The sequence below is a fragment of the Acetobacter papayae JCM 25143 genome, assembly GCF_000613285.1.
Classification (GTDB): Bacteria; Pseudomonadota; Alphaproteobacteria; order Acetobacterales; family Acetobacteraceae; genus Acetobacter; species Acetobacter papayae.
Genome location: NZ_BAIN01000072.1, coordinates 1 through 11,315, shown reverse-complemented (window position 1 = coordinate 11,315; position 11,315 = coordinate 1). Strand labels below are relative to the sequence as shown.

The following is an 11,315-nucleotide window of genomic DNA, read 5'->3' as shown; positions in this document are numbered from 1 at the left end:
GCCGCCCTGCCCCGTGTGCGTTTTCACGCGCTGCCTACCCGCCACACAGCCTCCTGACCGGACCTGTAAAAAGCCCGTCCGCCGTCATGCGCTTATGATAAGGCCGACCGACCTGCCGTGTATAGCGCCCTCCGCCCCATGGGAGCGGAAGACGCAAACGGCGTGCGTTCAGGCTACAGGAGAGGCCGCCTGCTTGTTGGCTGCATCGATTTCCAGCGCGCGGCGGGCCATGGCCAGCGCACCCTCGCGGCTGGCCGCCCCGCAGATAAAGCGTGCAGGATGCGCGAACACCGCATCGGCAATGCCCGAAGCCTCGGCCAGTGCCTGCCCGTCCAGACCGGCCCAGGCATCCGGCAGGGAAATGCGCTGCCCGAACTCACCACGCGCGGGCGGCACGGCTTGATATTCCACTGCCCGCTCGGCGCGGGCGAAACCACATACACCACCGGCAGGTCATGCTCGAAAATGACCTTTTCCGTCGGCATGCCGGTTTCCATCAGCAGGATGCGCTTGTCTTCTGCCTGCGCAAAAGCCTCCAGCACGCGGGTAACCGCCTTCTGGCTGGCGCGCACGCGCTCCACCGCATTAACCAGATGGGCCGCAACGGCGGCGGCGGCATTGGCAAAGCCTTCCGTCTCGCGCCGGGTAGCTTCCTCTGCGCCGAACAGTTCGGTGGCATCCCATGTGGGGCCACAGGCGGATACGATTTCGGCCAGTGACAGACGGCCCATTTTGGCCACGCCGTTATCATCAAGGTCGATAGGCAGCACCAGCCCCTTGTCCACACCCTGCCAGATGGCGTTCAGCCGGGCCTCGTCCAGCGGTGCGCCTTCCGCCGCCATGGTGGCGGACAGGATGTTACGGATGGCCGCCCGGCCGTAATCAGCCCAGAGCAGGCCCGCGGCACTATAGGGGGTGCCATCCTCGCGCAGGGGCTTGTCGCGCATGTGGTGGTCGTAGCGGCCTGCGGGCGGGTCATAAATCCCGCCGACATCGAACACGAGATCCGCAGCCCCGATCCGGGCCTTGTCGCGGCTGCGTTCGAATACAAGCCGGTCAGGCTCGGCCGTACCCAGCACGCGGCCGCGCAGGTCTCCCTCCGGGGCCAGCGCGTAATGCAGCACAACGTAACCCAGGGTTTCATCAACATGAAAATTACCCGAATGGGTCAGCGCCCGCACGGGCGTTGTTGCATTATCCAGACCAATGGGCGTGTGCTGTGCCATAAACAAACCTGCCGACTACGTGAAAATCAAAAAACGGAAAAACCGCCACCCCGGAGCAAAGCCACTCAAAGCCGCCGGGGTCGCGCGCAAAAAAACAGAAAACGAGCCTCAGGCCCGTGCTGGCTCCAGAACCCGCTCCGCCAGCGCGCCATACACCAGCCCAAGCGCGGCCCACAGCACAAGCTGCATGCCCAGAGCGGATTCCCTGAAATGCCACAGCACCTGCGCAGGAAAATCCGCTGGCACTTCAGACACATCAGGCAACAAGGCCGACAGCCCGGCTATCAGCACGCCATAAAGCAGCACGCCCAGCACGTTGGCATTCCAGTAGCCCAGACGGGGTGCGAAATGGCGGGCAATCACCACACCAATCATGGCCGAGCAGAACGACAGCCCCAGCATGATGAAATACGCTGCCGTGCGCACACCGATTGTCTCGGGGTCACCCACCGCAGGCGGGTTGGGCGGGTATTTGAGACCGGGCACAACAACCGCCACAACACAGCAGATAACAGCCAGCCAAAGCGCCAGAGGCCGTGCGCAAAGCCGCGAAAACCGCCCGTAAACGCAACTGAACACAATGGCGAACACACCGCCATAAGCCGCGCCATACAAGACGGTGGCTGTCAGCAGCCCCCAGCCCGCCTGCACGCCCCGGCTTATCAGCTCGGGCTCGGGCGGCTCGTTGGCCAGAGCGGCCTGCGCCGCCTCGTAGGCAATGGCCAGATTGACCTGCGGTTCACCAAAGACACGCGCAAAAACAAAGGCCAGCAAAGCAGCGAACACACCCGCAAGCATGCCGCGTGAGAGAAGGCGACCCATCATCATGCTACGGCCACGCTACAGCAGGGAGACAGCATGAGCGGATGCTGGATCAATGACAGGGGAAGCCCAGCAGGTGGCGGCCATCATGCACGAATTCATGCACTTCATGCCCGGAAACCAGTGCGGTTGCGCCCTGCTCGGCCCCGACAAAATACAGTACCACAACAAACAGCAGCGCGCCAAACACCGCCCACGGCGCCACGGCCTTGAGCGGAACGGGTACGGGAGCAACTGCCACTGCGGGTTTCAGGGTTGCCGTAGCCATGGACTGGGTCTCCTTCGGTCATCATTACGGGCCTGCCGCCCCCGACAGGGTGGCCACAAAACCGGAAACTGGGTTCACAAACACGAATCACGCGCGCCTTGTCAACATAACACACCGCAACCCCGTACCCTGCCTTTTCTTACAGCAGCCTGACCCGCCAGCGTGAGTTGCGGGTCAGGGCAAGCCATGCGCCCGCAGCCATATCCAGATCAGGCGGGGCCGTAGCTGTGGGGGCGACAATGCCCTGCATAAAAGCCACCAGCACGGAGGGGGCCGCCATCAGCAAGGCCTGCGTGCCATCGGGCACCGCCGTATCCAGCCAGCACATCAGCCGGGCGGTAAACTGTCGCCAGCTTTCGCCCTCCGGCGGAGTAAAATCTGCATCCTGCGTCAGGGCCTGCACGGCATCGACTGGCAGGGTGGACAAAGCCATACCTGTCCACTGCCCGAAATCACGGCCACGCAGGGCGGAACAGCCGCGTATTGTGGCCACACTGCCCGCCTGCACAGCACTTTCCAGCAGGGTGGCCAGAGCCGGAGCCTCGTCAGACGCGCAGAAAACCTGCATCGGCGCGGTGCATAAAACCTGAACACGCGGCGGCAGCGCGCAGCAATCTGGCACTGTCAGATCCACACCGGAGGCAATAACCCCGCGCGCGGTTTCCGCCGCAGGTGGCAACGCCAGACAGAAAAGCCGGATCGCCATCAGCCTGCACGCAGGCCATGGGGCCTTGTCATGCGTCTACCGCCACATAGCCGGGCAGAGCCTCCACAGCCGCCAGCCACCGGCGCACAGCCGGGTAGGCGTCCAGCGCAATACCGCCCTCGGGGGCAAGCGCCACATAGGGATAGGCCGCACATTCCGCCAGTGTCGGGCGCGAGCCTCCAGCCATGGGTGTTCGGCCAGCCATTTTTCCAGTGTTTCCAGCGTGCGGGCGGCGCTAGCACGGCATGCGGGTAATCCAACGGGGCGTTAAAAACCCGCACCAGCCGTGCATCAGCCGGGCCATGCTGGATTTCGTTGCCACTCACGCTCAGCCACGCCGCCACGCGCGCTCGCGCGCCCGGCTCCTGTGGCCACCACTCCCACAACTGATGGCGCTCAGTCAGATAGATGAGAATAGCCTGTGAATCCCACAAAACCGTCTCGCCATCGTGCAGCACGGGCACCTGCTGCCACGGGTTGAGCGCCTCAAACCACGGCTGGTGCTGCTCTCCCGCTGCCAGATCGACATCACGCACGCTCAGTTCAAGCCCGCTCAATGCGGCAAACAGCCTGACCTTGTAACAATTGCCCGAAGGCGGGCAGTTATAGAGAATCATGACCGGACTCCGTTCTTTTTCCGCACGGACCAAGGACAGCACAATGCTTTACACCGGATCAGGTGGATGAAACAAAGGCACGCACGCTCCTGCCCGCTCCCTGACCAAGCTGGATCATACTGGTGAACAAAACACAACCGACGGCCGCCCCCACGGACACAGCCACAACAGACCACGCAACACCGCCCGCCCACGGGAACCGGCGGCTAGCCCAGTGGTTTGTCACCGCTGCGCGCAAGCCGCTGTTCTGGATCGTGGTGCTGGCCATCGTGCTGCGTCTGCCCGGACTGGGCTGGGGGCTACCCGCCTCGGACGGGTGGGATGATGACGGCGTGGCCCCGCGCAATTTTCTGGTTGGGCTGGCACTGACTTATGTGCCGGGCTCGTTTTTTACCTACCCGCCCCTGCACATGCTCTGGCTCACCCTGCTTAACCTGCCCGTGGTGGGCATCGCCTTGGCCCATGCACCGGCTTACAGCCAGCAGGCGGTTATCGGCACGTTTATCCATGTGCCTTACATGACCAGCTTTGCGTTTACGGCACGCGCGCTCAGTCTGCTCATGTCGGTTGGTACAGTGCTGCTGGTCAACCGGCTGACCAGCCTTGTAGCCGGACCACTGGCAGGACTGCTCGCGGCGGCGGCCTGCGCGCTGGATGGCGGTCTGGTCTATTACGGGCAGGTGACCAATCTGGATGGGCCATACCTGTTCTGGGCGGTGCTGAGCCTGTGGGCATGGATGCGTTTTCTGATAGCAGGCGATATCCGCAGCCTGCGCTGGGCTGCCCTGTCCGCCGCCGCCGCCATTGCCACCAAGGATCAGGCTTATGCGGTGTTCCTTCTGACCCTGCCTGCCTCTTTCCTGCTATCGCTCGCCCTTGACCCGGCGGCCCGGCGGCGGTTTCCGGCCCTTGTGCTGCCCATGCTGCGCTGGGCAGCCATCAGTCTGGGCCTGCTGCTGCTGGTTGATGGCGCGATTACCAACCTTCCGGCTTTGCACGCCGCATGGCTTTCCTGCGCGGCCCCGCCAGTCAGGATTACATGGCCTATACGGCTGACATAACGGGCCGCGTGCGGCTTATGGCTGACATGATCGCGCATTTTCCGCGCTTCTACCCCGCTGTTACAGCCCTTCTGGCCGTAGCCGGACTGGTGCTGATGTGGCGCAGCACGCGCGCGCAACCCGCCCTGCGTGTGGCCGGGCTGGTGCCGCTACTGGCAGCCCTGTCCTTTACGCTGTTCTTCAACATGCTGGCTCTGCGCACGGATAACCGTTTTCTGCTGCCGCAATCGCTCTTTATCGCCCCTTATATCGGGCTGGGCTGTGCGTGGCTTCTGGGGCTCAGACGCCCCGCCCTACGGCTGGCAGCACAGGCAGGGCTAGCAGGACTGGCCGCAACAGCTCTGTGGCGTTGCGCGGGGTTGGACGCCGCCATGCTAAACGACCCCCGCTACGATGCCGAACGCTGGATGGCCGCCCATGTGCAACCCGGTGATGCGGTCGAAGCCTATGGCCGCAATGCCTTCCTGCCCCGCCTGCCCCAGAACGCGCACCTGACCCGGCTGGACACCATAGCCCTGAAACGGCGCAACCCCCTGCCCGGTGTTACGGAATCCATAGCCCCTTTCGCACAGATAGATGAACGTAAACCCCGTTTCCTGATCGTGCCGAATTTCTGGGCACGGGACTATCTGCCCCATTCCGCAGACACAGGCAGCCAGTGGGGCCTGAAAACACCGCGTGTCTTGCAGGATTCTCAGAATAGTACACAGGAAGGCGCTTTCCTTGGCGAGCTGTTTGGTAACAAGCTACCCTACCGGCTGGCACAGGAAGCCCGTTATGCCCCCTTCCTGCCCGCACCACAGGGTTATGAAAGTCTGGGGCAGACCATTTTCATTTTCGAGCGCATACCCGAGCCCGCAGCACAGGCGCAACAACCCGCTCCACAAGTCGACTAGAAATCAGGACCCTGCTGCGGCTGCCAACAGGTTTGCCAGATCATTCGCCGCATCTGACAGATTGTTGCGGCGCACCAGAACGATTTCGATACCCGGCACGGCAGGCAGGGTGGAGCCACTAATCATCGGCAGGCCTTCGGCTATGGCAAAACGCCGCGTGCGGCAGCTCACCCCCATGCCGCCGCGCACACCCGCCCGCAGGGCAGGCAGGTTGGGGGTTTCCATCACCAGCCTGTAACCCCGCCGCGCCTGCCCCAGCACCCTGAGAGCCGCCTCGCGAAAACGGCAGGGTGGTTCAAGAAGAACCAGCGGCACCTCCGCCGATTCAGCGCTCTGCGCGCTGCCAATCCATGTCATGCGGTCCTGCCCCACCACCTCCCACGTGGCGTCCGGGCGGTCTCCATGCTGGCCGAGGCACAGCACCAGATCAAGCCGCGAGCGATCGAACATTTCCAGCAGTTCGGCAGAGCCACCCACCCGCACAACCAGCCGCGCACGCGGGTGCCCCAGCCGGAACTGCTCCAGCACATCGGGCAGGAGTGTATCGGCAAAATCCTGCACCATACCAACACAGATCGGATCTGGCTCAAGATCCTGCCCCAGAGTGCGCATGATCCGGTCATTCAGCGCCAGCAGGGTGCGGGCATGGTTGACCAGTTCCTCGCCAATGGGGGTCAGGATCAGCCGCCGCCCATCACGGCGGAAGAGTTTCTGCTGCAACACGTCCTCAAGCCGTTTCATCTGCAGGCTGAGGGCGGACTGGGTAAGAAAAATCATTTCCGTTGCCTGCGCCATGGAGCCCGCCTCCACAATCGCAACAAAGGAGCGCAGCAGTTCCGTGGGCACGTTGCGCGCCATGCGCTGGGGCAGCGCGACACCATTGGGCGCATGGGGGGTATCAGACACAACCTGTTCTCCTGCCGGGGCGCTGCCCTACGCCATATGAGCAGCGGCAAAGTGCGGCTTGACGATTCCTCGCTTGATTTAATCATTTTTGCAAGTGTTATATTTATAATTACCATAAAATATTAGTGCGTTAGGAATTTCACTATGTCGGTAGAATTCATCGGCTTCATCAACAGCCGCAGCCACTCGGAAATCATCCCCGCCACCGGCCCCACCGTAAACCCGCACTATATCGAAACCGCCGCAAAAATTCATGAACTCGGCGGGTTTGACCGTGCTCTGGTGGCGTTTCATTCCAACTCGCCCGAAAGCATTCTCATCGCGCAGCATGCCGCCGCAGCAGCACCTGACCTTGGGTTACTGATCGCGCACCGGCCCGGCTTCAATGCCCCCACCATCGCCGCCCGCCAGTTCGCAACCCTTGACCACCTGACCCGTGGCCGCGTTGCGGTGCACATCATCACCGGCGGTAGTGATGTGGAATTACAGGCCGATGGCGACCACACAACCAAGGCTGAACGCTACGCCCGCACCAGCGAGTATCTCGACATCGTTCGCAAGGAATGGTCTGAAACCACGCATTTTTCCTACAAGGGTGCATTTTACGATGTGCGGGGGGCTAACGCGAGCGTGCATCCGTACCGCGAGAGCGGCATTCCGGTCTATTTCGGCGGCTCATCGGAAGAGGCCATTGCCGTGGCGGGCCAGCATGCCGATGTCTATGCCCTGTGGGGCGAAACCTATGAGCAGGTAAGCCAGACCGTTGCCCGCGTGCGCGCTGCGGCCGCCCGGCATGGCCGCTCGCCGCGCTTTTCGCTTTCGCTCCGCCCCATTCTTGCCGCCACGGAAGAGGAAGCCTGGGCCCGCGCTGACAGGATTCTGGAAACCGCGCGCACCCTTCAGGCGCAAACCGGCTATGCACGCCCGAGCGAAATCCCCAATGAAGGCTCGCGCCGCCTGCTGGCGGCCGCAGCTCAGGGCCGCAGGCTGGATCGCAGGCTGTGGACGGGCATTGCCGAACTGACCGGCGCCAAGGGCAATTCCACCTCGCTGGTGGGCACACCCGAACAGGTGGCTGAAGCCCTGCTGGATTACTACCGGCTTGGCATTTCCACCTTCCTGATCCGTGGGTTCGACCCCCTGCCCGATGCCTATGAATACGGGCGCGACCTTATCCCGCTCGTGCGCGAACTGGTCGCCCGTGAGGATGCACAGGGCGCAACCCACGCGGCCTGAACAAACAAGGTCTCGCCCCACCACCCCTCCACAGGCCAGATCAAACGGGCCGGGCGCATGGTCTCCTGCACCCGGCCCCATTTCACTCAGGCCCTTTTGCACAGGACAGTACCCCGGCCAATGACCACACCAGACCCGCTCAGGAATTTTGTTGTCCGCTTCACGCAGTTGCACGATGCCGGGCTTGAACCCTCCCGCCTGCAACGCGAAGGCACGGAGCTGCTGCGCCAGCTTGTGGCGCAGGATACATGGCTGCCAGAAGCCTTCGCCCAACCCAGCCCCGAACGCTACAGCCAGTATCTACTCCATTGCGACCCGCTTGAGCGTTTTTCTGTCGTGAGTTTTGTCTGGGGCCCCGGGCAGCAGACCCCCCTGCATGATCACCGTGTCTGGGGGCTTATCGGCATGCTGCGCGGGCGCGAGAGCGAAACCCAGTATACCCGCACAGCCGATGGCCAGTTCCTGCCCGAAGACGTGACGTTTCTTGATCCCGGCGATGTCGCCGCCCTGACACCAGGCGTAAACGACTATCACCGCGTGGCCAATGCGCTGGAAGACCGTCCCTCCATTTCCATCCATGTCTATGGTGCCAATATCGGCGGCGTAGCACGCGCCACCTACGACCCGCAAACCGGAACGGAGAAACCCTTCATCTCCGGCTATTCCAGCCAGCAGACCCCCAACCTGTGGGACCGCTCCCATGAAAGGCGATCAGCATGAACGCGCTTTTTCCACCCCGCACCGCAATAGCCTCCACCACGCCGCAGGCGTGCGCGAGGCCCTGCGCGCGGGGCATGAAATCGCCCTGCTCGATGTGCGCGAGGAAGCCCCCTTTGCCGCCGGGCACCCGCTCTTTGCTGTCAACCTGCCGCTTGGCCGGATCGAGGAGCGGGTTGCAGCCCTTATCCCGCGCAAAAACGTGCCGGTTGTCGTGTATGACGCGGGCGAGGATCTGGCCCCGCGCGCCGCAGAACTGCTGACAGAACTGGGCTACAGCGCCGTTTCTCTGCTGCAGGGTGGGCTGGAAGGCTGGCGGCAGAGCGGAGGAGAGGTGTTTATTGATGTCAACGTACCCTCCAAGGCCTTTGGCGAACTGGTGGAACATGTCCGCCACACGCCATCCCTCCCCGCCGAGGACCTGCATGAACGCCTGCGCCGCAACGAGGATCTGGTTATTCTCGATGCCCGGCGCTTCAGTGAATACACCACCATGTCCATCCCACAGGGGCGCTCGGTGCCGGGGGCCGAACTGGCCCTGCGCGTGCGTGATCTGGCCCCCTCGCCCACCACTACGGTAATCGTCAACTGCGCGGGGCGCACGCGCTCTCTTATTGGGGCGCAATCGCTGGTCAATGCGGGTATTCCCAACCCGGTCTATGCCCTGCGCAACGGCACCATAGGCTGGACACTGGCCGGGTTTGAACTGGACCACGGTGCCACACGCACCGCAGGCGCGCCCACGGCCGTAAACCACGAACAGGCCCGCCGCTCGGCTCTGGCACTGGCGCAGGCCACAGGCGTCCAAAGCATTACCCCGCAGGCCCTTGGCGATCTGGTGGCGGACACCACCCGCACGCTTTACCGGCTGGATGTCCGCAGCCCTGCCGAATACGAGGCGGGGCACCTAGCCGGGTTCCGCTCCGCACCGGGCGGGCAGTTGATACAGGCAACTGATGAATGGGTGGGTGTGCGCCATGCCACCCTTGTTCTGACCGACACCGATGGTGTGCGGGCACACATGACAGCACACTGGCTCCGCCAGCTCGGCTGGCGCCATGTCCATGTGCTGGATGACTGGGGCGACCTGCCTCGCACAAACGGTGCCGAACCCGCTGCCTCCCGCGGGCACTCGACCCCGCACCAGAACTGGCTCCGCAGGCACTGGCCACCGCACTGGCCACGCCCCACCCACCTTTGCTCATTGATCTGGCCAGCAGCCGGATTTTTCCAAAGCCCATATACCCGGCGCGTTTTTTCTAACACCTTCAGTGCTGTCGCTCCCGCCCTCCGCATGGCCCGCCCCCCTGCGCGAGGCGCATGATATTGTGCTGACATCGCCCGATGGCGTTGCCGCACGGATTGCCGCCGCAACCCTGAAAACACAGGCACGGCATGCACGCGTTCTGGCTGGTGGCACGCAGCTGGCAGGCCGAAGGACTGCCAGTGGAAAAACATCTGGCGGAAGAACGCCTGCTTTCTCCCCCGCTGGATGTGTACAAACGCCCTTACGAAGCACGGACAATGCCGCCGCCGCCATGCAGGCCTATCTGGACTGGGAGTTCGGTCTGGTCGCGCAGCTTGAGCGCGATGGCACACACGGTTTTGCGGTTTACACACCCGGCCAGCCGCTGGCTGAACTCGGCGGGGCTTAACCCCGCCGAACCGGCCCCGTTTTTCAGGGGCCGGAAAAATCCTGCACAAATGCACCCTGAAAACCATCCGCCCGCGCGAGCATGCCCGCTGCGCGATACGCCTCGGCCACAGCTTCCTCCGCCTTGACTGTCTGGGCTGTAACCGGGCCGGGCGTTGCCATGAGCTTGTCAGCCGCGGCTGCCGCTACCGGCTCGGGCATGCCGGTCTGGCGCGCGAAAAGCTGCACATAATCAGCCTTATGCCCTATGCCCCATTTATAGGCATCGGTAACCCGATGATAAAAATCCGCCAACTGCGCGGATTTTTCGGCAAGTGCAGTGGAACTGGCGACAAAAAAACCGTCATTAGGCATTAGCCCCTGCGCATCCGCCACCACATGCGCATGCCCGGCCACCACCGCCAGCGACACATAAGGCTCCCATGTGGACCACGCATCGACCCGCCCGGTATCAAGAGCCGCCTTGGCCTGTACAGGCAGCAGGAACACAAGTTCAGGCGCGGGTGCTGGAATGGCCCCGGTAGCCAGCAGGCGCAGCAGCAGCAAATGCCCGATAGAACCGCGCCCGGTTGCAATCCGCTTGCCCGAAAGCTGGGCGGGCGTGGTGATGGGCGACCCATCCGCCGCGATAACCGCCGTGGCTCGGCCGGCTGGTGCTGCGGCACCCGCCAGACAGCCTTTACATCCAGCCCCGCACCCCATGCGAAAACAAACGGGCCATCCCCCACAATACCGGTATCCACCGCGCCAGCACCCAAGGCCTGCAACAGGGGAGCGGCAGCATCAAACTCCACCCAGCGGATATGGTAGCCGGTTGTATGGTCAACCCCGGCGGCTTCCATCAGGGCTTTCTGCTGCCCTTTCTGGTCCGCCACGATCAGTTCCGGCTCGGCCTGCGCGCGCACCGCTCCAAAGGCGGACAGGCACAGCCCAGCCGCTACCAGTAGGCCTACCCCCCGCCGCCGGACACGCCTGACAGCAGGAGAAAAATCGCGTGTGTTCTGTTTCATGCAGCCAGATTATCCAGCCACCTTATGGCATTCAACAAAAGCACGCTAAAGTGTGATGTTAATATAATTAATGCGTTTTCATTGAGTATAAAAGGCTAGGCTACCGCATCAGACCCGCACAGCCATGGAGAGCCCCCGCCATGTCCGGCGCCAGCTTGCACAACGCCCCGCCCCTTCTCTCAGGGAAACAGCCCGC

13 protein-coding genes and 1 pseudogene are annotated in these 11,315 nt (G+C 63.1%); 7 read left to right on the top strand and 7 right to left on the bottom strand.

The genetic code is table 11. The features are described 5' to 3' along the window. Positions 1-168: 168 nt before the first annotated feature. The 5 genes and pseudogenes from JCM25143_RS19520 to JCM25143_RS19515 form a co-directional block, all read right to left on the bottom strand. Positions 169-1,124: pseudogene (locus JCM25143_RS19520) on the bottom strand (MYG1 family protein). Between the two features lie 210 nt (positions 1,125-1,334). Further along, positions 1,335-2,051 (bottom strand): CbtA family protein, encoded by a 717-nt coding sequence (locus JCM25143_RS12790; protein ID WP_025861475.1) that lies wholly within the window; start codon positions 2,049-2,051, stop codon positions 1,335-1,337. Between the two features lie 49 nt (positions 2,052-2,100). Continuing rightward, positions 2,101-2,316 (bottom strand): CbtB domain-containing protein, encoded by a 216-nt coding sequence (locus JCM25143_RS12785; RefSeq protein ID WP_025861474.1) that lies wholly within the window; start codon positions 2,314-2,316, stop codon positions 2,101-2,103. 139 nt (positions 2,317-2,455) lie between these two features. Beyond that, positions 2,456-3,022: a histidine phosphatase family protein gene (locus JCM25143_RS12780; protein ID WP_025861473.1), complete on the bottom strand. Its 567-nt coding sequence runs from the start codon at positions 3,020-3,022 to the stop codon at positions 2,456-2,458. Further along, positions 3,022-3,639, bottom strand: coding sequence for a glutathione S-transferase family protein (locus JCM25143_RS19515; protein ID WP_234395241.1), 618 nt, complete (start codon positions 3,637-3,639; stop codon positions 3,022-3,024). Before JCM25143_RS19515 ends, JCM25143_RS12780 begins: the two co-directional genes overlap by 1 nt. 122 nt (positions 3,640-3,761) lie before the next feature. Here JCM25143_RS19515 and JCM25143_RS12770 point away from each other — a divergent pair, with 122 nt between their 5' ends. Both JCM25143_RS12770 and JCM25143_RS12765 read left to right on the top strand, forming a co-directional pair. After that, a complete protein-coding gene (locus JCM25143_RS12770) occupies positions 3,762-4,700 on the top strand; it encodes a hypothetical protein (protein WP_025861472.1) in 939 nt (312 codons plus the stop codon). Further along, positions 4,643-5,596 (top strand): hypothetical protein, encoded by a 954-nt coding sequence (locus JCM25143_RS12765; protein WP_148300139.1) that lies wholly within the window; start codon positions 4,643-4,645, stop codon positions 5,594-5,596. Before JCM25143_RS12770 ends, JCM25143_RS12765 begins: the two co-directional genes overlap by 58 nt. 3 nt (positions 5,597-5,599) lie before the next feature. Here JCM25143_RS12765 and JCM25143_RS12760 read toward each other — a convergent pair whose 3' ends face one another. After that, the gene (locus JCM25143_RS12760; RefSeq protein WP_234395239.1) at positions 5,600-6,502 is read right to left on the bottom strand and encodes a LysR substrate-binding domain-containing protein; all 903 of its coding nucleotides are present in this window, start codon (positions 6,500-6,502) and stop codon (positions 5,600-5,602) included. A 144-nt stretch (positions 6,503-6,646) separates the two neighbouring features. Between JCM25143_RS12760 and JCM25143_RS12755 the strand changes: the two genes are divergently transcribed. From JCM25143_RS12755 to JCM25143_RS22820, 4 genes are all read left to right on the top strand, one after another. Further along, on the top strand, positions 6,647-7,738 hold the full coding sequence (locus JCM25143_RS12755; protein WP_025861469.1) for an LLM class flavin-dependent oxidoreductase: 1,092 nt from the start codon (positions 6,647-6,649) through the stop codon (positions 7,736-7,738). Positions 7,739-7,858: 120 nt separating this feature from the next. Beyond that, on the top strand, positions 7,859-8,458 hold the full coding sequence (locus JCM25143_RS12750; protein ID WP_025861468.1) for a cysteine dioxygenase family protein: 600 nt from the start codon (positions 7,859-7,861) through the stop codon (positions 8,456-8,458). Further along, positions 8,439-9,779, top strand: coding sequence for a rhodanese-like domain-containing protein (locus JCM25143_RS21035; protein ID WP_081773582.1), 1,341 nt, complete (start codon positions 8,439-8,441; stop codon positions 9,777-9,779). Before JCM25143_RS12750 ends, JCM25143_RS21035 begins: the two co-directional genes overlap by 20 nt. Next, positions 9,727-10,110, top strand: coding sequence for a rhodanese-like domain-containing protein (locus tag JCM25143_RS22820; RefSeq protein WP_035371298.1), 384 nt, complete (start codon positions 9,727-9,729; stop codon positions 10,108-10,110). The genes JCM25143_RS21035 and JCM25143_RS22820 overlap by 53 nt, the downstream gene beginning before the upstream one ends. A gap of 23 nt (positions 10,111-10,133) precedes the next feature. Here the strand turns inward: JCM25143_RS22820 and JCM25143_RS19500 are convergent, their stop codons facing one another. Beyond that, the gene (locus JCM25143_RS19500) at positions 10,134-10,811 is read right to left on the bottom strand and encodes an ABC transporter substrate-binding protein (protein ID WP_234395237.1); all 678 of its coding nucleotides are present in this window, start codon (positions 10,809-10,811) and stop codon (positions 10,134-10,136) included. 101 nt (positions 10,812-10,912) lie between these two features. On the opposite strand from JCM25143_RS19500, the gene JCM25143_RS24225 reads away from it, so the two are divergent. Beyond that, complete coding sequence (locus JCM25143_RS24225) at positions 10,913-11,056, top strand: hypothetical protein (protein ID WP_234395235.1); 144 nt, start codon at positions 10,913-10,915, stop codon at positions 11,054-11,056. The last annotated feature ends 259 nt before the right edge of the window (positions 11,057-11,315 follow it).

Excerpts from the sequence above, each read along its gene's own strand:
- JCM25143_RS12755 (WP_025861469.1), top strand. The coding sequence starts at position 6,647 with ATGTCGGTAGAATTCATCGGCTTCATCAACAGCCGCAGCCACTCGGAA.
- JCM25143_RS12750 (WP_025861468.1), top strand. The coding sequence starts at position 7,859 with ATGACCACACCAGACCCGCTCAGGAATTTTGTTGTCCGCTTCACGCAG.
- JCM25143_RS21035 (WP_081773582.1), top strand. The coding sequence starts at position 8,439 with ATGAAAGGCGATCAGCATGAACGCGCTTTTTCCACCCCGCACCGCAAT.
- JCM25143_RS19515 (WP_234395241.1), bottom strand. The coding sequence starts at position 3,639 with ATGATTCTCTATAACTGCCCGCCTTCGGGCAATTGTTACAAGGTCAGG.
- JCM25143_RS12765 (WP_148300139.1), top strand. The coding sequence starts at position 4,643 with ATGGCTTTCCTGCGCGGCCCCGCCAGTCAGGATTACATGGCCTATACG.
- JCM25143_RS12785 (WP_025861474.1), bottom strand. The coding sequence starts at position 2,316 with ATGGCTACGGCAACCCTGAAACCCGCAGTGGCAGTTGCTCCCGTACCC.
- JCM25143_RS24225 (WP_234395235.1), top strand. The coding sequence starts at position 10,913 with ATGGTAGCCGGTTGTATGGTCAACCCCGGCGGCTTCCATCAGGGCTTT.
- JCM25143_RS12780 (WP_025861473.1), bottom strand. The coding sequence starts at position 3,022 with ATGGCGATCCGGCTTTTCTGTCTGGCGTTGCCACCTGCGGCGGAAACC.
- JCM25143_RS19500 (WP_234395237.1), bottom strand. The coding sequence starts at position 10,811 with ATGGGGTGCGGGGCTGGATGTAAAGGCTGTCTGGCGGGTGCCGCAGCA.
- JCM25143_RS12790 (WP_025861475.1), bottom strand. The coding sequence starts at position 2,051 with ATGATGGGTCGCCTTCTCTCACGCGGCATGCTTGCGGGTGTGTTCGCT.